Raw genomic sequence first — 20,288 nt, 5'->3', positions numbered from 1 at the left:
TTTTTGTGGGGAATCTATATAAATTTAGAACTGAGGATAGGGGACTGGGGATTGGGGACTGGGTAAAAGTTTTTCCTTCTGAACTCCTGACTCCTGACTCCTATTTTAACGTTTCGAGTATTGAGGAGCTTTGCGGGCTTTGTGCAAACCGTATTTCTTCCGTTCTTTAGCTCGTGGATCACGAGTTAAATAGCCTTCAGTTTTCAGCGGTGAACGGTTATCTGGGTCAAGTTGACATAAAGCCCGGGCAACACCTAGACGAATAGAATCTGCTTGTCCAGTTAAGCCACCACCTTCAGCTTTCACCACGATGTCATATTCGCTTTCCAACCCCAAGGTTTCCAAAGGAGCTTTGATAGCGCCTAAGTAGTTAGGATTGAATTGGAAATACAAATCTCCATCTTTACCGTTAACAGTCATTTTCCCTTCACCGGGAACTAGACGAACTCTAGCGACAGCCGCTTTACGACGACCAGTACCCCAATAAACAGCACGTCCGCTAGTAATTTCTGCTACCTGCATTAGTTTTCTCCAGGAATTGTACTAATTGTGATTTCTTTGGGTTGTTGTGCTGCATGAGGATGAGTTGGGCCTGCATACACTTTCAGTTTGGTAAATAACTGTTTACCCAAACTATTTTTAGGTAACATACCCTTAATAGCGTGTTCGAGAATTCTTTCTGGTAATCGCTGTTGTAACTTGGCGAAAGTTTCTGTTTTCATACCACCGGGACGACCAGAATGGCGACGGTAAAGCTTTTGAGTGCGCTTTTTACCTGTAACTGCCACTTTCTCGGCATTGATAATAATGACAAAATCCCCTGTATCTAAATGGGGAGTATATTCGGCTTTTCTTTTGCCTCTGAGGATCATAGCGACTTCACTCGCCAGACGACCTAGACGTTTATCTGTCGCGTCTACTAAGTACCAATCACGCTCAAGAGATGCTTGAGGGGGAAGGTAGGTTTTACTACTCATTTTGTTTGTCCTTTGTCAGTGCCTTGTCAAAATTCAAGGCGATAGCTTAATCATCTTAATCACACAAATCATGAAAATCATAGTTTAGACATTGATTATTCATGACTAGGTATGGTTGGGTGTCATACCAAATTTTTGGCGGAAAGGGAAAATCGGGATAACCGACTCTCAACAAGCATAACCCGTGAGCAGGTGCAGAATATTTCACTTCTTCCCGACGTTCCTGTTGCCAGATATCAGTGAAGTCATCTAGAGTCCGCTGACCAGAACCTACTTGTACTACCATTCCTATCAACAGCCGCACCATGCCATATAAAAATCCATCAGCCTGAATTTCAATATGGATAAATGATCCACTCCTACGACATTCTACTGCTTGCACTTCTACCCAGGAATGCGATCGCGCTGACCCAGCCCGTTCAAAAGCAGATAAATGGTGTTTTCCCAGCAGTGGTTTTAAGGCAGACGTAATTAAGGCTGCATCTAAAGGGGCATAATAATAATGCCAACTGAAAGGTTGTACGAATAAATTCGGTAACTCCTCAGTGTAGATAGTGTAGCGATATCGTCGGTAAATTGCGCTAAAACGAGCGTGCCAACTTTCACTTACACCTGCTGATGCCCTAATTAATATACCTGGGGGCAAGTAGCCATTGAGGACTTTTGCCCACCTATGAGCAGGAATTAAACTTGTAGCTTGGAAATGGGCTACTTGAGCGGCAGCATGGACTCCAGAATCAGTTCTACCTGCTCCGTGTAGTGTCACATGATACCCCAGAACAGTGGCTATAGCTGTTTCTATCTCTTCTTGAACAGTGCGCTGTCCTTTTTGTCTTTGCCAGCCGTGAAAGTGAGTACCTATGTACTGAATAACTAAGGCTACTCGCTGAGTCTGATTTTGCTGGCGGCTTTCTAACATAGTTGTTTGTCAGTTGTCAATTGTCAGTTGTCAGTGGTTTTTCTTTGCTATTTACCAATGACCAATGACTAATAACCAATAACTTTAAACTAGTTCAATAATCGCCATTTCAGCATGATCACCGCGACGGGGGACGGTATGCAAAATGCGAGTATAACCACCTTGACGGTTAGCATACCGGGTAGGAGCTTGCTCGAATAGTGCATGAACCAGGGTTTTGTCGTAGATATAACCCAGTGCCTTGCGACGAGATGCTAAAGAGCCGTCTTTAGCTAGGGTAATCATTTTATCTACTTCACTGCGGACAACTTTAGCTCTGATTAAAGTTGTAGTAATTCGACCATGACGTACCAACTCTGTTGTCAAAGCTCTGAGAAGAGCGCGACGTTGATCCGCTGGTTTACTAAGTTGTTTGACTCGGCAACGATGACGCATAACAATGCACTAATGAAGTTTCATTTATTGGGTTTTGATTTAGCTAGGCTTAGAGCTTCTTTCTTGAGGTAAAGTGATACCTAAGCGACGCTGTAAAGCTTCCACTACTTCTTCCGCTGACTTTTGACCAAAGTTTTTGATTTCTAAAAGGTCTTCTTGGGTGTAATCCAATAAGTCGGCTACGGAATTTACTTGGGCGCGTTTTAGACAGTTATAAGCTCTAACAGATAACTGTAACTCTTCAATGGGAATTTGTGCGGTAGGATCATCGGGGATATCTGAACCTGTGTCTGTTGGTTCTAAGGAGATATCTTTTAATGGGTTAAATAAATCTACCAAAATTCCAGCAGCAGATGATAGTGCTTCTTGAGGAGAAATACTACCATTAGTCCATACTTCCAAAAGAAGTCTATCTTTCAAAAAGCCATCGTCACGAGTTTCTTCAACACTATAGTTGACCTTTCGTACGGGCATAAACACTGAGTCAATTTGGAGAAAATCCAAAGATGTGGCTTCTTCTCTGCCTCGTTCTACAGTCCGGTAGCCTTTGCCTCGCTCAATCCGAAATTCCATTTCCAGTTTTCCACCCTCGGCGATGGTGGCGATATACTGGGTCGGGTCAATCACTTCTACTTCACTAGGTAAATCGAAATGTGCCACAGTTACTGTTGCCGGTCCGTTAACGAGTAACCGACCAATTTGGGGTTGAGAAGAATAACTCTTGAGAATGACATCCTTCATTCGCATGAGCATTTCCAGTACGTCTTCCCTTACCCCCGGAACTGTCGCAAACTCATGACTGACACCAGCAATTCTCACTGCTGTCACTGATGTTCCTTCTAAGTTAGAAAGTAGAACCCGCCGCAACGCGTTGCCAACAGTTGTCCCTTGACCGCGATCTAGGGGTTCTAGAACGAACTTACTGTAATAGCTCCGACTTTCCTCAGCATTAGACTCTACACATTCAATTTGAAACTGCGCCACGGAGTAGCCTCCCTCACTTCGTAAAGTCAAAATTCAAAAGTCAAAAGTCAACAGTCAACAGTCAAAAGTTGACAGTTAACTGTTAGATGAGAAAAGCTTAAACTCGACGGCGCTTGGGTGGACGGCAACCGTTGTGGGGAATTGGGGTAATATCCCGAATGAGTGTAATTTCTAATCCTGCACCTTGAAGCGCTCGAATCGCGGTTTCTCTACCTGCACCAGGACCACTCACCATAACTTCGATTTGCCGCATTCCTTGGTCTGTGGCTCGTCTAGCTGCGCTTTCAGCAGCGGTTTGTGCGGCAAAGGGTGTTCCCTTTTTTGCCCCTTTAAATCCACTAGAACCAGCACTTGCCCAGGAGATAACATCTCCATTTTGATCGGTAATTGTGACAATGCTATTGTTGAAGGTAGACTGAATGTAGGCAACCCCATTGGGTACGTTCCGTTTCTGCTTTTTGCTCCCGGATTTTTTTGTTGGTTGTCTGGCCATATTTCTTTAGTGAATTTAAGGTACAACTTGCCAATTGCAGCAAGTTTAGAGAAATTATTTACCAGGGGCTTTCTTCTTACCAGCCACTGTCTGTCTTCTACCACGTCTGGTTCTAGCGTTGGTACGGGTTCTTTGTCCACGCACTGGTAAGCCCATGCGGTGTCTCCGACCTCTGTAACAGCCAATATCAACTAAACGCTTAATATTTAGTCCTTCTAAACGGCGTAAATCTCCTTCAACTTGATAGTTGCTTTCGATTTCTCCTCTGAGGGCTGCCACATCAGCATCGGACAGTTCTTTGACGCGGGTATCTGGGTTAACACCAGTCGCTGCGAGAATTTGATGTGATCTAGTTAAGCCAATTCCGTAAATGTATGTTAGACCGATTTCAATACGCTTATCGCGGGGAAGGTCTACTCCGGAAATCCGTGCCACAATGAATCTCTCCCTATTGTTTTCGTAGTTGCAGTTAGCAAAGCGCGATAGTTTTTTCCTGTCCGGTTAATTGTCGCGGTTTTAACTTTGCTTTGATAGATAGTTTCTATCCTTGGCGTTGTTTGTGTTTGGGATTTTCACAAATCACCATTACGCGACCACGACGCTTGATCACGCTGCACTTTTCACAAATTTTCTTAACTGAGGCTCTGACTTTCATAAGACCTTGTGGTACGTGGGAAACTCAGTCACAAAGCGTGCTGAGAGGGATGGTTCGACATGGCTCACCAGCCACGAATTGTGCGGTTTTAACCGCCTTGAATATTTTGTCATTACCGCCTTGGAATCAAGAAATTCGGGGTACTTTTGTGATGTACTTTCAACGGGACAATTACCGATTCAAATTTCCCAACTCTGTACGCATAATGTTTTGCTCCAAAGAGCCTCCCATTTCTGGGGTAATGTTAGCTGATGCCTACGGCACGCTGCGCGAACGTCAATGTTTTAAGAGCTTTTTAGACTTGCAACACTGTTTCAGTGACTTTAAAACTGTTTAATTGCAAATGACAGAGCAGGGAACTAGCTACGCATTCCAGGGTGTCGTGACTCAAAAAACGTAGTCAGTTAAGACTTAGACTGGTCAGTACAGCTTGCAATTTCTTACAAGCTCAGTCCTTTTTAGGGCTGAGTTACTAACGCCTTTTAAAATTGACTCCAAATAGTAAATTATAGCATTTCTAGAAGAAATATTTCAGTTATGTAACTAGAAAAAGACCAATTGATTTATGGTAGGATTTTCTAAATACAGCAGATTGCAGGTGAACTAAGTACAAAATTTCAACCAAAAACCAAGCATCAAGGGTTTTTAGCTCCTGACTCGGTGACTCGGTGACTCGGTGACTCCTGCTATAGATTTATTTCTTCCGCAGGCGATAGGTGATTCTACCTTTGGTTAAGTCGTAAGGTGTTAATTCAACTTTGACGCGATCGCCAGGTAAAATCTTGATGTAATTACGGCGAATTTTCCCAGAAATGTGTGCTAGGACATTAAAGCCGTTATCTAAGTCAACACGAAACATTGCATTAGGCAACGATTCGGTGACAGTCCCTTCCATTTCGATTAGATCTTGCTTAGACAAGTTTTTTCCTCAACTCAACAATCTCCTATTGTCCTTGTACACTTTCATGGGCATCAAGAACACAATTAGAGAAAATATCAACAGTTTATTAATACATCTTAGCTAAAATTGACTTGTGCCTGGCTTGGAAGATAGGGGCGAGGTAATAGACAATGGGAAATTTGGTTTTTTCTTACTGCCGACATAGACCGCTACCCCTGAGTTTCTTTAAGCAGCTATGATATTTTTCAAATCAGTAAAAACTTCTTCTTGGGACTGATTACCGTTGACTGTGAGGAGTTTTTGGCGATCGCTGTAATAGTTAATTAAGGGTGCAGTGTCATCACGGTAAACCTCCAAGCGCCGACGAATTACTTCTTCAGTATCATCTTTTCGTCCGCGTCCTAGTAACCGGGTAATAACAGTTTCATCTGGTGCATCCAGATTGACTACTTTTTCACCACCCTGTCCTAGACTTGTGAGTAATGCTACTAGAAACTCTGCTTGTGTAACTTTACGAGGAAAGCCATCTAAAATCCAACCTGTTTTAGCATCTGGTTGTTTCAGGCGTTCTTCAACCATATCTTCTACTAATTTGTCGGGGACTAATTCGCCTTTATCCATAAAACTTTGGGCTTGTATGCCCAAATTTGTTTTGTCTTGAATAGCTTGGCGTAAAATGTCACCTGTAGAAATATGGGGAATCTGCAAAAATGCAGCCAAGGTTTGAGCTTGAGTTCCTTTACCAGCACCCGGTGGTCCCAAGAAGATTAATCGCGTCACTATTGTTTCACCATTCCTTCATATCGCTGAGAGATAACGTAAGTTTGGATTTGTTTAGCCGTATCAATTGCCACACCAACTAAAATCAACAAAGATGTCGCACCCAAACCTTTAAATGTGGGAACTTTTAAGGCACTTTCTACGGCTGTGGGAATAATTGCCACTAAACCTAAAAAGATAGCCCCTAAAAAAGTCAGTCGGTTTGTGACCTTTTCGATATACTCACTAGTAGCTTTTCCAGGACGAATACCGGGAATGCTAGAACCCATTTTTTTCAAATTCTGAGCCACGTCTACTGGGTTGAGAATCAACGAAGAATAGAAGTAACTGAAGAAAACAATGGAAGTTAAGTAAACGAGGGCATATACCCAAGGTGCAGAACCACCAGGACTTAAATAGGTATTAACAATGTTTGCTAATTCAGGATTTTTAGTGAAATTTGCGACTAAAAGTGGCAAACTCAGGATTGCGGCTGCGAAAATAATCGGCATTACTCCGCCAGAATTAAGCCGTAAGGGCAAATAACTCCGCTGTTCTGCTAAAACTCTTCTGCCTACTTGACGACGAGCAGAAATAATAGGGATGCGGCGCATTCCTTCCTGTACGAACACAATACCCACGATTGTGAACATAAAAACTAGTACAAGGACGATGACACGCCCAACAATTTCCCGTCCACCAACTTGTACCAAGTCAATGGTATCGCCCAGAGATTTGGGTAAAGAAGCCACAATGTTGACAAAAATCAACAAAGATGCACCATTGCCAATCCCCCGTTCAGTAATCAGTTCCGATGCCCACATAACGAACATTGAACCAGCAGTAAGGGCGATCGCAGTTTCTGCGACAAATATTGGACCTGGGTTGAGAGCAAATTGTTGGAGGAATAATGCCGAAAAAGCTACACTTTGAATAATTGCCCAAACTACAGTCACATAGCGGGTAATTTGTGATATTTTCCGCCGACCTGCTTCCCCTTCATTTTTCTGGAGATTTTCTAAAGATGGCAGAGCCGCAGTGAGCAATTGGATGATAATGGAGGCATTAATAAAGGGCAAAATCCCCAAAGCAAAGATACCCAAAGTAGAGAGTCCCCGCCCAGAGAATATATCCAATAAACCGAAGATGGAATTGTTGCCCGATATAGCCTCAGCAAACTTAGGTCTATCAATTCCTGGAACAGGCAAAAATATCCCCAAGCGAACCAAAATTAAAATACCGACAGTTACAAGCAGCCTACCTCTCAGTCCGGCTGCTTGCGCCATCTGCATAAAAGTTTCTTGAGCCGTTGGGGCTTTGTCTCGACTGATCATAGAGTTTTACCTTTGAAGTCCTAACTATGATTTACGTGATTCATGATGATGAAGATGATTAAGGTATCTTGTAAACAATAACCTCTTCCCCCCAATCACGAGGTTATGGGCAGTCCTTACCCCTCATCTTTTATACAGTTTCACAACTCCCACCGGCGGCTTCAATTTTAATCCGAGCTTGACCTGTGAAAGCAGCGGCTTTTACCTGAAGAGGAACATTCAATTCCCCATTACCCAAAATTTTCAATTCACCTTTAACAGTGGTTAAGATACCCGCCGCTTTTAAGGATTCCAATGTTACTTCTGAGTTAGCAGGCAAGTTAGCTAATTTCTCTACATTAATCGTAGTGTAAATTCTCCGGTTAATCAGAGGGAAGCCCTTGAGTTTAGGTATCCGGCGGTACAATGGCTGTTGACCACCTTCAAAACCTGGTCTTGTGCCACTACCGGAACGGGATTTTTGACCCCGCATCCCTAGACCAGCACTAGCACCTTGTCCAGCAGAAATACCTCTACCTACACGCTTACGGCGTTTTTTAGAGCCTTTTTGGGGCTTAACATCATTAAGTCTCATTTTGATTTGGGATTTTAGATTTTAGATTTTGGATTTTAGATTGAGAATCTGATACAAAGGGTGACTAAATATAGAGTTTCTCAATGGCGATACCGCGATCTTCAGCAACTTCACTTAATGTCCGCAGGGTAGATAGAGCATTAACTGCGGCTCTGGCGTTGTTCAAAGGGTTATTTGAACCTAGTTGTTTAGCAAGGATATTACGTATTCCTGCTAACTCTAGTACAGTCCGTACAGCACCCCCGGCAATTACCCCTGTACCTGGTGCGGCGGGGCGCATCATGACTTTAGCTCCGCCACCGATACCATCAATGGGGTGAGGAATGGAATTGGATTTAGTGATAGGGATGTCAATTAGATGCTTTTTACCATCAGCGACACCTTTTTTAACTGCACCAATTACATCTGATGCCTTACCAACTCCGACTCCCACTTGTCCTCGTTCATTACCGACGACGACAATGGCACGGAAGCTGAGTTTTTTACCACCTTTGACGACTTTACTCACCCGGCGGATTTGGATAACTCGCTCTTGCCAGGTGGTTTCTTCTTTTTTTGTACGGCTTGCTTTACGACGACCGGTTACCATAATCAATGCTCTCTTTTAGTTGTCAGTTGTCAGTTGTCAGTTGTCAGTTGCTACTGACTACTGACGGACTTAGAAATCTAGACCAGCTTCGCGTGCCGCCTCAGCCAGTGCTTTAATGCGACCATGATAAAGGTTGCCACCACGGTCAAAAACGACTTTAGTGATGCCTTTTTCTAGGGCGCGTACAGCTACCAATTTACCAACTTGCACTGATGCGTCACAGTTAGCACCAGAAACTACGTTAGATTTCAATTCTGGTTCTACGGTTGATGCGGCAACTATAGTTTCTTGCTTGGTATCATCAATTACCTGAGCATAAATATGCTCATTGGATCGAAATATAGCCAAACGTGGACGTTCTGGAGAACCTTTGACTTTGCCCCGAACGCGCCGATGACGACGTTGTTTTGATTCTTTGCGTGTAAGTTTCATGTTTACTTCTTACCACCCTTACCAGTCTTACCAGCTTTGCGTCTGACCACTTCACCTGCATAGCGAATACCTTTACCTTTGTAAGGTTCAGGGGGACGGACTGCACGAATTTTAGCTGCTGTATTTCCTACAATTTCTTTGTCATAACCGCTGACTATGACATTAGTAGTACCTTCTACTGCAAATTGAATTCCTTCTGGTGGTTCAATTTGCACTTTATGGCTATAACCCATATTTAAAACTAGGTTACGGCCTTCAAGTTGGGCGCGATAACCAACCCCTTGAATTTCCAAGCGACGTTGAAAACCCTGGGATACTCCCTCCACCATATTGGCCACTAAGGTGCGGCTCAGACCGTGCATTTGTCTGGAGGTGCGGGTTTCATCACGACGAGTAACTAGCAATGTTTCTCCATCTAAGGAGAGTATGACATTGTTAGGTAGTTGACGGGAAAGTTCACCTTTGGGACCTTTCACCACTACTTTGACACCATCAATCGCCACTTGCACTTTGGCGGGAATGGTAATTGGACGTTTACCAATACGAGACATGATTTTTTGTTCTTTGTCAGTTGTTTTTTGTCAGTTGTCAGTTGTTGGTTGTTTTGCCACTGACCAATGACCAATGACCAATGACGACTACCAAACGTGGCAAAGCACTTCACCGCCTAGATTTTGGCGGCGTGCTTCGCGGTCAGTCATAATCCCACTGGATGTAGAAATAATGGCAATACCGATACCGCCTAGCACTCTTGGTAGTTCTTTTCTATTGGAGTAAACACGCAAACCTGGTTTACTCACTCGTTTTAGGGCAGTGATTAGGGGTTGGCGATTTTTACCTTTGTATTTCAGGGAAATAACTAGGTTCCGCTTAATTCCTTCTCCTGCTTCTTCAACTTCCGCAATGAAGCCTTCTTCTCGCAGTACCTTGGCAATACTACGAGTCATCTTTGTAGCTGGTACTTGCGTAGTTTGATGCCTTGCCATATTGGCATTGCGGATGCGCGTCAGCATATCTGCAATTGTGTCGTTAGCCGCCATCGTTCCCTCTTTAGATGAACTTATTGATCGCGAAAGGGCATTCCCATTTCCTTAAGTAAGGCGCGGCCCTCTTCGTCGGTTTTTGCCGTGGTGATGATAGAAATATCTAAACCCCGGACTTGATCGATTCTGTCATATTCCACTTCTGGAAAAATTAGCTGTTCGCGCACACCCAGAGTGTAGTTGCCACGGCCGTCAAAGCTTTTGGGGCTGACACCGCGAAAGTCTCTGATTCTGGGTAGTGTCAGGTTAATCAGACGATCTAAAAAAGCGTACATCCGTTCGCCTCTTAGTGTCACCATAATCCCGACGGGCATACCTTGACGAATTTTAAAGCCGGCGATCGCTTTCTTTGCCCGTGTTACCACAGGTTTTTGTCCAGTAATCAGGGCTATTTCGCTGATGGATGCCTCTAGTGATTTAGCGTTTTGAGCAGCTTCTCCCAAACCTCTGTTGATAGTTACTTTAATCACCTTCGGCACTTGATGCACGTTGGTGTATTGAAACTGATTAATTAATTTGGGAGTAATTGTCTCTTGATATACGGTTTTAAGTCGTGTTATGGCCATAGTGTTTGTCCTGTTATCCCCTGGTCTTGGTCAGGGAATTTTAGATTTTGGATTTTGGATTTTGGATTTGAGATTTTGAGTTAAAAAGCTAAAATCTCATCCTAATTCACCAGCTTATTTATCTAAAATCTCACCTGTTTTTTTGAGCATTCTCACTTTCTTGCCTTCGGCGGTGAAAGTGTAGCAGACACGACTAGCAACGTTTTGCTTGGTGGAATAGAGCATCACATTGGAGCTATGAATGGGGTACTCCTGGGTGACTATTTGCCCTGATTCGCCTTCCTGCTGGGGTTTCACGTGCTTGGTTTTAATGTTGACACCTTTGACAAGAACTTTGCTCAGTTGTGGTAGTGCTTTAATCACTTCACCAACTTTACCTTTATCTTTGCCAGCGATGACTTGCACAGTATCACCAGTTTTGACGTGCATTTTATGAAAAACTTTGGGTTGTGGGCGCTTTGCCATTACAGCACCTCCGGAGCCAGAGAAACAATTTTAGTAAAGTTTTTATCGCGCAGTTCTCGAGCTACAGGTCCAAATACCCTTGTACCTCTAGGATTACCTTCTTTATTGATAATCACTGCGGCGTTATCGTCAAAACGGATGCACATACCGCTATCACGACTTATTGCTTTACGTGTTCGGACGATTACTGCTTCTACAACATCAGACTTTTTGACAGCCATGTTGGGTGAAGACTCTTTGACAACAGCGATAATTCTATCGCCTACGCCACCATAACGGCGGTTACCTGCACCTAATACGCGGATGCACATTAGTTTTTTAGCACCGCTATTATCTGCGACATTCAGATAAGATTGGGGTTGAATCACAACTGGTCTCTCTTTTGGGGTCGTTGTAAGTTAATACAACTGTTTACTATGTAGCTTTGGTGTTCAGAATTTCTGCAACTTGCCAACGCTTGGTTTTGCTCAGAGGTCTGGTTTCTTGAATCCGCACGCGATCGCCTGTTTTACAGGTATTTTCTTCGTCGTGAACTTTATAGCGGCGGGTTTGAACTACGATTTTGCCGTACTTGGGGTGAGGAGCGCGGTTTTCTATGGCTACTACCACAGTTTTTTGCATTTTATCGCTCACTACCAAGCCAACTCGTTCTTTGACTGCCATAATTTCCTACTTTTGCTCTTGGTCTGAAAGACTTGCTGCCCGTTTCCGTTCTCCTTCTACTGTCAGCAATTGGGAGAGACGATGGCGTGCGTGTTTGAACTGGTGAGGCTTTTCTAGTTGTCTTGTGGCTTTTTGCAAGCGCAACTGGAACAATTGTCTCTTAACGGCGACAATTTCCTCGGCCAGTCTTTCGTCATTTAATTCTCTAGCTTCCGCAATCTTGGGAAGAGGCATAACCTACTCCTGCTCCTGTGGTTGAGAGCGCACAATAAATTTGGTCTTAATTGGTAACTTAGCGTCAGCCAATCGCATAGCTTCGCGGGCAATTTCTTCAGTAACGCCGCCAATTTCAAACATGATCCGGCCTGGCTTGACTACGGCTACCCAAAATTCTGGGTTACCTTTACCAGAACCCATCCGGGTTTCAGCAGGACGCATGGTGATTGGTTTGTCAGGGAAAATCCGAATCCAGATTTTGCCACCCCGGCGAATATACCGAGTCATTGCCCGACGGGAAGCCTCGATTTGCCGTGAGGTAATCCAAGATGGTTCTTGGGCTTGGAGTCCAAAATCCCCAAAGTTGAGGGTACTGCCTCGGCTGGCAAGACCTTCCATGCGTCCGCGTTGTTGTTTGCGGAATTTAGTTCTTCTAGGACTTAACATGATTTGTCAGTTGTCGGTTGTCAGTTGTCAGTTGTCAGTTGTCAGTTTTTTTGCCACTGACTATTGAGCATTGACTAGGATTCATTGGAGCGGTCTTCAAACTGTTGACGACGACGTTGTTGTTGTCGGCGACGGGGTTCGCGGTCACGGTCACGATCGCCACGGTCACGGTCACGTTCTCTGGCGGGTTGGGCGGGAGCTTGTTCCTGACCAGGAATAATTTCTCCTTTAAATACCCAAACTTTAATGCCGAGAATCCCGTAAATTGTCTTAGCTGTGCAGCCAGAATAGTCAATGTCAGCGCGTAAGGTGTGGAGAGGAACTCGACCTTCACGAGTCCACTCAGAGCGGGCAATTTCTGCACCGTTGAGCCGACCACCGACTTGAACTTTGATTCCTTGTACACCTGCTCTTTGAGCGCGTTGAATTGCTTGACGCACAACTCGGCGGAAGGAAACCCGACGTTCTAATTGTTGAGCAATGTATTCGGCAATCAGGTAAGCATCAGCATCAACTCGTTGGACTTCAACAACGTTAATGCGAATTTGGCGATTACCACCCAAAGCTCCTTGTAGTCCAAGGCGCAATGATTCAATACCTTGACCACCCCGACCTACAACCACACCTGGTCTAGCTGTCCGTACTTCTAGGTCAATCTGATCCGCTTTGCGCTCGATTCTCACTTCGGAAATACCGGCGTTATTTTGAGCGTATCTACCTAGTTTTTGTTCAATGTATTGACGGAGTTTGTAGTCTTCCTGTAGAAGTTCTGGATAACGGTCAGGTTCTGCAAACCAACGGGATTGGTGTTCTTGAGTTATACCCAGTCGAAACCCGACTGGATGAATTTTCTGTCCCACAAAAGCTTCCTCTAAAATTTCTTACTGTACGCAATTTTTTTGTGCCTGTCTGGCTGTTTACTCAGCAGTAGCGCCAGCGGAAACAGCAACAGTGATATGGCACGTTGGTTTGCGAATTTGGTAAGCTCGACCTTGCGCTCTGGGTTGAAACCGTTTTAGCACTGGTCCTTGGTCAGCATAGGCTTGACTAATCACCAAACTGGCTCTGTCCAAACCAGCATTATGCTCTGCGTTAGCTGCGGCACTTCTGAGAACCTTTAAGATAGGGTCACAAGCACCATAGGGCATGAATTCGAGAATGATTAGTGCTTCTCTGTATGAACGCCCGCGAATTTGGTCAAGTACACGGCGCACTTTATAGGGAGAAATGCGTATATAACGGGCGATCGCCTTAACTTCAGTAGTGTCAGTTGCCATTTTCATAACTTACTCTATGTTTGTCAGTTGTCTATTGTCAGCGGTTGTCAGTTGCAAGAGGACTAAATGACCACTGACTACTGACTAATGACTATCTCCCTGATTTTTTGTCACTTTTGCCATGACCTCTGTAGGTACGGGTAGGAGCAAATTCTCCTAACTTATGTCCTACCATTTGTTCATTGACAAATACAGGAACGTGCTGCCGTCCATTATGAACAGCGATAGTATGACCTACCATCAAGGGCAAAATGGTCGAAGCTCTCGACCAAGTTTTAACCACTTGTTTTTCATCTTTTGCGTTTAACTTCTCAATTTTCTTGAGCAGATGGTCAGCAACAAAAGGACCTTTTTTTAAAGAACGACCCATAGTTCAATTTTGGATTTTGGATTTTGGATTTTGAATTTCTTAATTTTGGATTTTGGATAATTAAGCTGTCTTAATATTAGGCTTCAAAAACTTTGAACACTTAAAAATAGACTCAATCTAAAATCCAAAATTTAAAATCTAAAATTCTAAGACTGACGGCCACCACGACCACGTTTAGATGATTTGCGGCGACGACGGATAATCAACTTAGTGCTGGCTTTTTTGCGCTTACGTGTCTTCGCCCCTAAAGTGGGTTTACCCCAAGGTGTTACAGGACCGGATCTACCGATAGGCGCTCTACCTTCACCACCACCATGTGGGTGATCCACTGGGTTCATGGCACTACCTCTAACCTTGGGACGACGGCCTTTCCAGCGATTTCGTCCAGCTTTACCAGCACTGAGGTTTCTTGCGTCTGTATTACCGACTTGTCCAATGGTGGCGTAGCAATCACGCCGAATCAACCGGACTTCACCTGAAGGTAACTTCAATGTCACATAGTTGCCTTCTTTAGCAACAACTTGTGCTACTGCACCGGCAGCACGGACAATTTGACCACCTTTACCTGGGGTCATTTCGACGTTGTGAACACCAGTACCCAAGGGAATATTCGATAAAGGTAAGGCATTACCATCTTCGATGGGTGACTCAGGGCCAGCAATGATCTTTGTGCCTACGGTCATGCCATTTGGTTGCAAGATGTAACGTTTTTCGCCATCTTCATACAACAACAAAGCGATCCGCGCATTCCGGTTAGGATCGTATTCAATGGCTGTAACTGTAGCCGGGATATTCCGCTTATCTCGTTTGAAGTCAATAATGCGGTAAAGTTGTTTGTGTCCGCCACCCCGACGACGGCTGGTTATCCGCCCTTGATTGTTCCGACCTTTGGGACGATGAACTGATTCAGTTAATGATTTTTCTGGTTCAGTTTTCGTAATTTCGGCAAAGTCAGAGATGATTACTTGGCGAGTACTGGGGGTATAAGGGCGATAAGAACGAGTACCCATAGTTCAGTTTTGGAGTTTTGATTTTTGATTTTGGAGTCAGGATTTTTTGATTTCAATTTCCGATTTTTAATTGTTGTTTGGCATTTTCTTGATTTATTAGCCCAATCTAAAATCTAAAATTTAAAATCTAAAATTTTTAGACTTCTGGGAAGAGAACTTTTCTGATTTTTTCTTCGTCCCCAGGAGCAACAGTAACAATAGCTCGCTTGTATTGGGGTTTGTATCCAATAAATCTACCTACCCGTTTTTGTTTGCGGGGTGGGTTAGCGGTATTGATTTTGACGACCTTAACTGCAAATAGGTCTTCAATTGCGGCTCTAATTTGTGGTTTGGTGGCTTTAGGAATTACTTCAAATGTGTATTTGTTTTGTTCCATGAGCATGGTCGCTTTTTCGGTGAGAATGGGGCGACGCACTAAATCCGGTAGATCACGGGTGGCAACTACTTTAGGCACTGTAGACCTCCTGGATCTTCTCTAGGGTTGATGATGTGACGATAATTTTGTCAGCATGGAGCAAATCGTAAACGTTTAACTGGTCGGCAGGAATCAGTTTTAAGTTTTCGATATTGCGAGCTGATAAAAGCACGTTTTCTGCAATTTCAGACAAAATCAATAGTGCTTTTTGTTCTGGTGCAGCGCCCCATCTAGCTAATGCTGCTACGAGATCCTTGGTTTTAGGACGCTGTAATTCGTTGCTAAATTCTTCAACAACAATTAAATCTTCAGCACGACTAATAAAGGCTGTCCGCAATGCCAATCGGCGTTCTTTGCGGTTCATTTTTAGGTCGAAGTCTCTGGGTTTTGGTCCAAAGATCACACCGCCTCCACGCCACAATGGTGAACGGATAGAACCAGCACGGGCGCGACCTGTGCCTTTTTGCCGCCAAGGTTTACGACCACCACCGCGAACTTCTGCACGAGTCTTGGTGCTGGCAGTTCCCTGGCGAGAATTGGTCATTTGTCTGACTAGGGCGCGGTGTACGATATGCGCCGCTGTTGTTTCTTTGGCAACTCGTAAGTCGAAGTTTGTCTCTCCAACTTGCTCTCCTTGCCAATTTTTAATTACACTCTCTACCATCTTTGTGTCCTTTGTCAGTTGTCTTTTGTCAGTTGCCGGTTGTCTTTTTTTGTCACTAACCAATGACTACTAAGCAATGACTAAATGACTATTTTTTACCAACTATAGTTGCAGGAACGACGCTGACTAAGGCTCCTGGTTTGCCAGGAATAGCTCCTTTAATCAGGATTAAGTTGCGTTCTGCATCTACTCGTACTACTGTCAATTTGCGAATTGTGACACGAGTACCGCCTAAACGTCCTGCCATCCTTTTACCAGGATAAACACGACCTGGGGTTGTACCAGCACCGATAGAACCTGGCGCTCTATGGTTTTTGGAACCGTGTGACATGGGACCGCGACCAAAGTTGTTCCGCTTTTGGTTGCCGGCAAAACCGCGACCAATACTCGTACCAACTACATCTACAATTTCACCTGCACTAAAAATATCTGCTTTAATTTCTTGACCTAAAGCATAATCACCAGCGCTATCGGTGCGATATTCATTCAGATGACGGACTGCTGGAGCGGATGATTTAGCCAAATGTCCCAACAGTGGTTTGTTCAGTGCCTTGGGTTTGACTTCGCCATAACCAACTTGAATGGCAGAGTAACCGTCGGTCTGTTTCGTTTTAACTTGCGTAACGGTGCATGGACCGGCTTTGACGACGGTAACAGGAATAGAGACTCCTGCTTCATCAAAGATTTGGGTCATGCCCAGTTTGGTGCCGAGAATACCTACAGACACAGTTACTGGTTCTCCTTTCGTTTTATTTTTTTGGGCTAAACCTGGAAGTCGAATGGGGACTGGTTTTGCTACTGTCGCTTGAGTTTAAACTTTACCTCTAAAATTTGGACTGGCGTTAGACAGTGCAAATTCTTGGCGACGCAACAGTTTTTGTCCCTTTTGTTTTAGTGAATTTGTTTATTTTCACTTACTCAATCACAATAACAGGAATAACTGCCTACTCTATTGAGAAGGGATTACTTCTGGAATTCAATGCGAGGCTTGATGGCTTTGCGCTGTGTGCAGCAATGCTTTCGTCCAAGCAGTTGCTTTGGCACTCTACCGTTGTAGCAGGACTTAAGTGGTTATTGACCCTCAGTATCCTTTTCCTTAGTCTTAACATCATGCCATGAAACCAACATTATTGCTAAGGAACTACTTATTTTCATGCCCTAAACTATTGTTTAAGGTTTTGCCTAATTTTTTTAGGATTTACGGGAGTGATTTGGTGTGGGAGCTTAAATATGACTTTGGCTCTTTATTTGACCTGAAAGCTTTTTTAGTTTAGCAGTCTCTTATGAAGTGAGCCAGTTTTATTCTTTTGGGGAAACTAACTAGAAACTCAGATGCTAGGACTAACTAGGAAGTCTAAATAAGAAAGATGGCTATCTAATTACACTATTCGGTCACAATCTAATAATATAAACTATTCGTTAATTTTTGTCTAGTATTTTTTTGCTCTGTTATGGGATGCTGAGATGTGGGTAGGGAAAATCACCCATGTTCCGGCTGTGAATTTTCAAAATTGTTGAAAATATGCAGGTTCATTTAACTTAATCTACCACTAGAGAGTGAATAATAGAGATATCTAAGTGGGATAGGAAGAAAATATATGGCACTAATTACCACTGGCAACGGTTTCATCCGCAATTTGGAGAAATTTGGGGCGTTGGGTGTTTATGTTCCTCTGGAAGGGGGCTATGAAGGTCGGTATCTGCGCCGATTACGGGCGGCTGGCTATGTTAGCCTCCACATTACTGCAAGAGGACTGGGTGATGTGGCTGCATATCTGACGCAAGTTCATGGTGTCAGACCACCACATTTAGGCAAAAGAAGCAATAGTAGTGGTGCGGCTGTGGGTGATGTATATTATTTACCACCAATGATCAGTTCCCATTTGGCACAATTACCTCCTAAGTCTAAGGGGTTGGTGTTGTGGATTATTGAGGGATATATTCTTTCTGATCAGGAAGTTGAGTATTTGATGAATTTGCCTAAGTTAGAACCAAGGGTTAAAGTGGTAATTGAGAGAGGTGGCGATCGCACTTTCCGCTGGACTCCTTTGGAAAAGACACTATTAGCTAGTTAGAAGAATTGTAAGGGTGGGAAACCCCCGCCCCTACAGTTTGTTTGGGGATATCTTAATTCTGTATTTCCTGTTGTACCCAAGTACGGAAAGATTTTTCAGCTTGGACTTCATCTATTTGGCAATCTTGCAAAAATTGATAAAGTTTTTCTTTGGTGATTATAGAAAATGTGGGACTTTTTTCTCCTTCAACATATTGATGATTTTGAAGTTGATAAATTTGCAATGTTTCACCGTTATAACGCCAAAATTCGGGTACACCCATGCTGGCATAAAACTGGAGTTTATTGATGTCAGTATGAGTAATATCTACTTCCACAATTAAGTCGGGTGGTGGATCTTCGTTTAAATCAACTTTTTTTCCAACTACTTGAGGTTGATTTTGAATGTAATAACAATTATCCGGTTCAGCACTTCTTTGTAAATCATCACGATTTAAGGTAGTTGAACCCATTGTTTTAATTTTCAAACCCATTTCCACTACCAAAATGCGGATGAATAGTTCAATTAATCTGGTAGCACTTTCATGTTCTTCTAATGGCATGGTAATTTCTAATGTCCCTTGATCATAGATAAGTCGAGAAGAACGACTTTGCCCTAATGCTGCTAAAATTTGCTGATAATTTTGCCAACTGATATTGTGGAAAACTACTCGCTGTTCTGCGGGGGTAGTTTCTGGAGTAATATTGTTTGGTTTAGTGATTGTACTAACCATAGTTGCCTTTAAATTTAGCTTAATATAGAACTCATATTTGATTTTTGAAAAAAATTAGGTATTGTAGGGTGCGTCAGATATTAAAAATCTGTTTATTGATAGAATTTATGCGGTCTGACGCACCCTACGTATCTTTTCATAAATCAAATATTATTCCTATAGTTATTATAATATATTACGCAAAAGCGAGAACTGAGTGAATTTAAATTTGTCTACTCCCTTACAATTAATTGGGCGTTCTGTAGAGTTTCAGCGGATTATTGAAATCCTGGCAAAAGATGGTGATTTGTTAATTACTGGAGTTCCTGGTAGTGGGAGACGCACTTTAGTGAGAGGTGCAGCACAGGAGGTGAATACAGTTATCTTGGAAATAGACTGCATTCGCGCTACGGAAGCGGAGAGATTTGTACAACTATTAGCGGAAGCGATTAGTCAAAACTGGGAAGCGGAAAAAATTCAAAATTGGTTAAATGAAAATACTTCGGCATTTTTTACTTTTAATTCGGAAACTCAACTAAAAGTGATTCGTTCTTTGGAACAAGAACAACTATGGCAAGCATTCGCCAATTTGTTAGACTTATTGGAAATAATGGCGGTTGATTTAAATCAAAGAATATTACTGATTTTACAAAGTTTTCCCCATATTCGTTCTTGGGATCGTCATGGTTTATGGGAAACTACATTTAGGAAAGAAGTTAAGGCTTATCCTCATGTTAGTTATGTATTAATAGCCACGATTGCTGAATCTAGCCAACAGCCAGATGATACTAATTATCCGATAGAAACTATTCAGTTAGCGCCTTTAGCTAAGGACGTTGTAGCCTTGTGGGCGAGGGAAATTTTACATACAAAGGGTTTTACTTTTGATTGTCATAGTCAGGCTTTACAGCTATTTTTAGAGGCAGTACAGGGACATATTGGAGATGGGATGGCGATTATTCGGCGGTTGTCTGGGTCGCGTTGTGCAGATGGATTAATTCGGGAGGAAGATGTGCAAAAGGCTATAGCAGGATTATTGAAAGATTTATCAATGACTTATGAATCTTTGCTGATGTTGTTACCGGCAAATCAGGTACATTTATTGGAATCTTTAGCTATTGATCCTACTGATAAACCTCAGAGTAAGGAGTATATTCAAAAGCATGGACTTTCACGGGGTGGGAGTCTGCAAGGGGCGTTAACTGGGTTGCAGCATAAGGGTTTGATTTATGATGCTGAACATGGTTATCGGTTAGCTATGCCTTTATTGGCTTTGTGGTTGAGGGAACGGTTGAGTTAATTTTATTTCTCACGCAAAGGCGCAAAGACGCAAA

General features: G+C 43.2%; 32 protein-coding genes. 2 read left to right on the top strand and 30 right to left on the bottom strand.

Annotation, left to right across the window (positions count from 1 at the left end):
• Positions 1–105: 105 nt before the first annotated feature.
• The 29 genes from rpsI to rplC all read right to left on the bottom strand — a co-directional run bounded on the left by rpsI (position 106) and on the right by rplC (position 16,915).
• Positions 106–522 carry a 30S ribosomal protein S9 gene (rpsI, locus tag NG743_RS20285; RefSeq protein WP_027402082.1) on the bottom strand — a complete coding sequence of 139 codons (417 nt, stop codon included), beginning with the start codon at positions 520–522 and terminating at the stop codon, positions 106–108.
• Positions 522–977: a 50S ribosomal protein L13 gene (rplM, locus tag NG743_RS20280; protein WP_027402083.1), complete on the bottom strand. Its 456-nt coding sequence runs from the start codon at positions 975–977 to the stop codon at positions 522–524. Before rplM ends, rpsI begins: the two co-directional genes overlap by 1 nt.
• Before the next feature lie 55 nt (positions 978–1,032).
• On the bottom strand, positions 1,033–1,896 hold the full coding sequence (truA, locus tag NG743_RS20275) for a tRNA pseudouridine(38-40) synthase TruA (RefSeq protein WP_027402084.1): 864 nt from the start codon (positions 1,894–1,896) through the stop codon (positions 1,033–1,035).
• 84 nt (positions 1,897–1,980) lie between these two features.
• Positions 1,981–2,331 carry a 50S ribosomal protein L17 gene (gene rplQ, locus NG743_RS20270; RefSeq protein ID WP_027402085.1) on the bottom strand — a complete coding sequence of 117 codons (351 nt, stop codon included), beginning with the start codon at positions 2,329–2,331 and terminating at the stop codon, positions 1,981–1,983.
• Between the two features lie 39 nt (positions 2,332–2,370).
• Positions 2,371–3,315, bottom strand: a complete 945-nt coding sequence (locus NG743_RS20265; protein WP_027402086.1) for a DNA-directed RNA polymerase subunit alpha — start codon at positions 3,313–3,315, stop codon at positions 2,371–2,373.
• A gap of 97 nt (positions 3,316–3,412) precedes the next feature.
• The gene (gene rpsK, locus NG743_RS20260; protein ID WP_015079191.1) at positions 3,413–3,808 is read right to left on the bottom strand and encodes a 30S ribosomal protein S11; all 396 of its coding nucleotides are present in this window, start codon (positions 3,806–3,808) and stop codon (positions 3,413–3,415) included.
• Between the two features lie 54 nt (positions 3,809–3,862).
• On the bottom strand, positions 3,863–4,243 hold the full coding sequence (rpsM, locus tag NG743_RS20255; RefSeq protein WP_027402087.1) for a 30S ribosomal protein S13: 381 nt from the start codon (positions 4,241–4,243) through the stop codon (positions 3,863–3,865).
• Positions 4,244–4,349: 106 nt separating this feature from the next.
• Positions 4,350–4,463, bottom strand: a complete 114-nt coding sequence (gene rpmJ / locus NG743_RS20250) for a 50S ribosomal protein L36 (protein WP_015079193.1) — start codon at positions 4,461–4,463, stop codon at positions 4,350–4,352.
• A 694-nt stretch (positions 4,464–5,157) separates the two neighbouring features.
• Positions 5,158–5,382, bottom strand: coding sequence for a translation initiation factor IF-1 (gene infA / locus NG743_RS20245; protein WP_006276978.1), 225 nt, complete (start codon positions 5,380–5,382; stop codon positions 5,158–5,160).
• Positions 5,383–5,589: 207 nt separating this feature from the next.
• A complete protein-coding gene (locus NG743_RS20240; protein WP_027402088.1) occupies positions 5,590–6,144 on the bottom strand; it encodes an adenylate kinase in 555 nt (184 codons plus the stop codon).
• Positions 6,144–7,457: a preprotein translocase subunit SecY gene (secY, locus tag NG743_RS20235; RefSeq protein ID WP_027402089.1), complete on the bottom strand. Its 1,314-nt coding sequence runs from the start codon at positions 7,455–7,457 to the stop codon at positions 6,144–6,146. The genes NG743_RS20240 and secY overlap by 1 nt, the downstream gene beginning before the upstream one ends.
• A 130-nt stretch (positions 7,458–7,587) precedes the next feature.
• Entirely contained in the window at positions 7,588–8,031 is a 444-nt protein-coding gene (rplO, locus tag NG743_RS20230; RefSeq protein ID WP_027402090.1) for a 50S ribosomal protein L15, read from the bottom strand.
• A 64-nt stretch (positions 8,032–8,095) separates the two neighbouring features.
• Positions 8,096–8,620, bottom strand: a complete 525-nt coding sequence (gene rpsE / locus NG743_RS20225) for a 30S ribosomal protein S5 (protein ID WP_027402091.1) — start codon at positions 8,618–8,620, stop codon at positions 8,096–8,098.
• A 69-nt stretch (positions 8,621–8,689) separates the two neighbouring features.
• Positions 8,690–9,052: a 50S ribosomal protein L18 gene (gene rplR / locus NG743_RS20220; protein WP_027402092.1), complete on the bottom strand. Its 363-nt coding sequence runs from the start codon at positions 9,050–9,052 to the stop codon at positions 8,690–8,692.
• 2 nt (positions 9,053–9,054) lie between these two features.
• A complete protein-coding gene (rplF, locus tag NG743_RS20215; RefSeq protein WP_027402093.1) occupies positions 9,055–9,603 on the bottom strand; it encodes a 50S ribosomal protein L6 in 549 nt (182 codons plus the stop codon).
• An 87-nt stretch (positions 9,604–9,690) separates the two neighbouring features.
• Positions 9,691–10,092 (bottom strand): 30S ribosomal protein S8, encoded by a 402-nt coding sequence (gene rpsH / locus NG743_RS20210; protein ID WP_027402094.1) that lies wholly within the window; start codon positions 10,090–10,092, stop codon positions 9,691–9,693.
• A 20-nt stretch (positions 10,093–10,112) separates the two neighbouring features.
• On the bottom strand, positions 10,113–10,661 hold the full coding sequence (rplE, locus tag NG743_RS20205) for a 50S ribosomal protein L5 (RefSeq protein WP_027402095.1): 549 nt from the start codon (positions 10,659–10,661) through the stop codon (positions 10,113–10,115).
• 114 nt (positions 10,662–10,775) lie between these two features.
• Positions 10,776–11,126 (bottom strand): 50S ribosomal protein L24, encoded by a 351-nt coding sequence (gene rplX, locus NG743_RS20200; RefSeq protein ID WP_027402096.1) that lies wholly within the window; start codon positions 11,124–11,126, stop codon positions 10,776–10,778.
• Positions 11,126–11,494: a 50S ribosomal protein L14 gene (gene rplN, locus NG743_RS20195; protein WP_027402097.1), complete on the bottom strand. Its 369-nt coding sequence runs from the start codon at positions 11,492–11,494 to the stop codon at positions 11,126–11,128. Before rplN ends, rplX begins: the two co-directional genes overlap by 1 nt.
• 46 nt (positions 11,495–11,540) lie before the next feature.
• Positions 11,541–11,789 carry a 30S ribosomal protein S17 gene (rpsQ, locus tag NG743_RS20190; RefSeq protein ID WP_027402098.1) on the bottom strand — a complete coding sequence of 83 codons (249 nt, stop codon included), beginning with the start codon at positions 11,787–11,789 and terminating at the stop codon, positions 11,541–11,543.
• A 6-nt stretch (positions 11,790–11,795) separates the two neighbouring features.
• On the bottom strand, positions 11,796–12,023 hold the full coding sequence (gene rpmC, locus NG743_RS20185) for a 50S ribosomal protein L29 (RefSeq protein ID WP_027402099.1): 228 nt from the start codon (positions 12,021–12,023) through the stop codon (positions 11,796–11,798).
• A 3-nt stretch (positions 12,024–12,026) separates the two neighbouring features.
• The gene (gene rplP, locus NG743_RS20180; protein ID WP_027402100.1) at positions 12,027–12,452 is read right to left on the bottom strand and encodes a 50S ribosomal protein L16; all 426 of its coding nucleotides are present in this window, start codon (positions 12,450–12,452) and stop codon (positions 12,027–12,029) included.
• A 74-nt stretch (positions 12,453–12,526) separates the two neighbouring features.
• Positions 12,527–13,312 (bottom strand): 30S ribosomal protein S3, encoded by a 786-nt coding sequence (gene rpsC, locus NG743_RS20175; RefSeq protein WP_027402101.1) that lies wholly within the window; start codon positions 13,310–13,312, stop codon positions 12,527–12,529.
• Between the two features lie 57 nt (positions 13,313–13,369).
• Entirely contained in the window at positions 13,370–13,729 is a 360-nt protein-coding gene (rplV, locus tag NG743_RS20170; RefSeq protein WP_027402102.1) for a 50S ribosomal protein L22, read from the bottom strand.
• Positions 13,730–13,820: 91 nt separating this feature from the next.
• On the bottom strand, positions 13,821–14,099 hold the full coding sequence (gene rpsS / locus NG743_RS20165; protein WP_027402103.1) for a 30S ribosomal protein S19: 279 nt from the start codon (positions 14,097–14,099) through the stop codon (positions 13,821–13,823).
• Positions 14,100–14,245: 146 nt separating this feature from the next.
• Positions 14,246–15,109 carry a 50S ribosomal protein L2 gene (gene rplB / locus NG743_RS20160; RefSeq protein WP_027402104.1) on the bottom strand — a complete coding sequence of 288 codons (864 nt, stop codon included), beginning with the start codon at positions 15,107–15,109 and terminating at the stop codon, positions 14,246–14,248.
• Between the two features lie 136 nt (positions 15,110–15,245).
• Positions 15,246–15,563 (bottom strand): 50S ribosomal protein L23, encoded by a 318-nt coding sequence (locus NG743_RS20155; RefSeq protein ID WP_027402105.1) that lies wholly within the window; start codon positions 15,561–15,563, stop codon positions 15,246–15,248.
• Complete coding sequence (gene rplD, locus NG743_RS20150) at positions 15,556–16,188, bottom strand: 50S ribosomal protein L4 (protein WP_027402106.1); 633 nt, start codon at positions 16,186–16,188, stop codon at positions 15,556–15,558. Before rplD ends, NG743_RS20155 begins: the two co-directional genes overlap by 8 nt.
• Positions 16,189–16,276: 88 nt before the next feature.
• Complete coding sequence (gene rplC, locus NG743_RS20145) at positions 16,277–16,915, bottom strand: 50S ribosomal protein L3 (protein ID WP_027402107.1); 639 nt, start codon at positions 16,913–16,915, stop codon at positions 16,277–16,279.
• A gap of 871 nt (positions 16,916–17,786) precedes the next feature.
• Here rplC and NG743_RS20140 point away from each other — a divergent pair.
• The gene (locus NG743_RS20140) at positions 17,787–18,263 is read left to right on the top strand and encodes an NAD(P)H-quinone oxidoreductase subunit N (protein WP_027402108.1); all 477 of its coding nucleotides are present in this window, start codon (positions 17,787–17,789) and stop codon (positions 18,261–18,263) included.
• Between the two features lie 52 nt (positions 18,264–18,315).
• Here the strand turns inward: NG743_RS20140 and NG743_RS20135 are convergent, their stop codons facing one another.
• Positions 18,316–18,975, bottom strand: coding sequence for a Uma2 family endonuclease (locus NG743_RS20135; RefSeq protein ID WP_051424280.1), 660 nt, complete (start codon positions 18,973–18,975; stop codon positions 18,316–18,318).
• Between the two features lie 196 nt (positions 18,976–19,171).
• Here NG743_RS20135 and NG743_RS20130 point away from each other — a divergent pair, with 196 nt between their 5' ends.
• Positions 19,172–20,254, top strand: a complete 1,083-nt coding sequence (locus tag NG743_RS20130; RefSeq protein ID WP_027402110.1) for an ATP-binding protein — start codon at positions 19,172–19,174, stop codon at positions 20,252–20,254.
• Positions 20,255–20,288: the final 34 nt, after the last annotated feature.

It is taken from the genome of Dolichospermum heterosporum TAC447 (genome assembly GCF_024584745.1).
Taxonomy (GTDB): Bacteria; Cyanobacteriota; Cyanobacteriia; order Cyanobacteriales; family Nostocaceae; genus Dolichospermum; species Dolichospermum heterosporum.
Note: the sequence above shows the minus strand (reverse complement) of the source record. Positions and strands in the feature narration are given on the sequence as shown.

Excerpts from the sequence above, each read along its gene's own strand:
- rpsI (WP_027402082.1), bottom strand. The coding sequence starts at position 522 with ATGCAGGTAGCAGAAATTACTAGCGGACGTGCTGTTTATTGGGGTACT.
- rplM (WP_027402083.1), bottom strand. The coding sequence starts at position 977 with ATGAGTAGTAAAACCTACCTTCCCCCTCAAGCATCTCTTGAGCGTGAT.
- truA (WP_027402084.1), bottom strand. The coding sequence starts at position 1,896 with ATGTTAGAAAGCCGCCAGCAAAATCAGACTCAGCGAGTAGCCTTAGTT.
- rplQ (WP_027402085.1), bottom strand. The coding sequence starts at position 2,331 with ATGCGTCATCGTTGCCGAGTCAAACAACTTAGTAAACCAGCGGATCAA.
- rpsK (WP_015079191.1), bottom strand. The coding sequence starts at position 3,808 with ATGGCCAGACAACCAACAAAAAAATCCGGGAGCAAAAAGCAGAAACGG.
- rpmJ (WP_015079193.1), bottom strand. The coding sequence starts at position 4,463 with ATGAAAGTCAGAGCCTCAGTTAAGAAAATTTGTGAAAAGTGCAGCGTG.
- secY (WP_027402089.1), bottom strand. The coding sequence starts at position 7,457 with ATGATCAGTCGAGACAAAGCCCCAACGGCTCAAGAAACTTTTATGCAG.
- rplO (WP_027402090.1), bottom strand. The coding sequence starts at position 8,031 with ATGAGACTTAATGATGTTAAGCCCCAAAAAGGCTCTAAAAAACGCCGT.
- rpsE (WP_027402091.1), bottom strand. The coding sequence starts at position 8,620 with ATGGTAACCGGTCGTCGTAAAGCAAGCCGTACAAAAAAAGAAGAAACC.
- rplR (WP_027402092.1), bottom strand. The coding sequence starts at position 9,052 with ATGAAACTTACACGCAAAGAATCAAAACAACGTCGTCATCGGCGCGTT.
- rplF (WP_027402093.1), bottom strand. The coding sequence starts at position 9,603 with ATGTCTCGTATTGGTAAACGTCCAATTACCATTCCCGCCAAAGTGCAA.
- rpsH (WP_027402094.1), bottom strand. The coding sequence starts at position 10,092 with ATGGCGGCTAACGACACAATTGCAGATATGCTGACGCGCATCCGCAAT.
- rplE (WP_027402095.1), bottom strand. The coding sequence starts at position 10,661 with ATGGCCATAACACGACTTAAAACCGTATATCAAGAGACAATTACTCCC.
- rplX (WP_027402096.1), bottom strand. The coding sequence starts at position 11,126 with ATGGCAAAGCGCCCACAACCCAAAGTTTTTCATAAAATGCACGTCAAA.
- rpsQ (WP_027402098.1), bottom strand. The coding sequence starts at position 11,789 with ATGGCAGTCAAAGAACGAGTTGGCTTGGTAGTGAGCGATAAAATGCAA.
- rpmC (WP_027402099.1), bottom strand. The coding sequence starts at position 12,023 with ATGCCTCTTCCCAAGATTGCGGAAGCTAGAGAATTAAATGACGAAAGA.
- rplP (WP_027402100.1), bottom strand. The coding sequence starts at position 12,452 with ATGTTAAGTCCTAGAAGAACTAAATTCCGCAAACAACAACGCGGACGC.
- rplV (WP_027402102.1), bottom strand. The coding sequence starts at position 13,729 with ATGGCAACTGACACTACTGAAGTTAAGGCGATCGCCCGTTATATACGC.
- rpsS (WP_027402103.1), bottom strand. The coding sequence starts at position 14,099 with ATGGGTCGTTCTTTAAAAAAAGGTCCTTTTGTTGCTGACCATCTGCTC.
- rplB (WP_027402104.1), bottom strand. The coding sequence starts at position 15,109 with ATGGGTACTCGTTCTTATCGCCCTTATACCCCCAGTACTCGCCAAGTA.
- rplD (WP_027402106.1), bottom strand. The coding sequence starts at position 16,188 with ATGGTAGAGAGTGTAATTAAAAATTGGCAAGGAGAGCAAGTTGGAGAG.
- NG743_RS20140 (WP_027402108.1), top strand. The coding sequence starts at position 17,787 with ATGGCACTAATTACCACTGGCAACGGTTTCATCCGCAATTTGGAGAAA.
- NG743_RS20135 (WP_051424280.1), bottom strand. The coding sequence starts at position 18,975 with ATGGTTAGTACAATCACTAAACCAAACAATATTACTCCAGAAACTACC.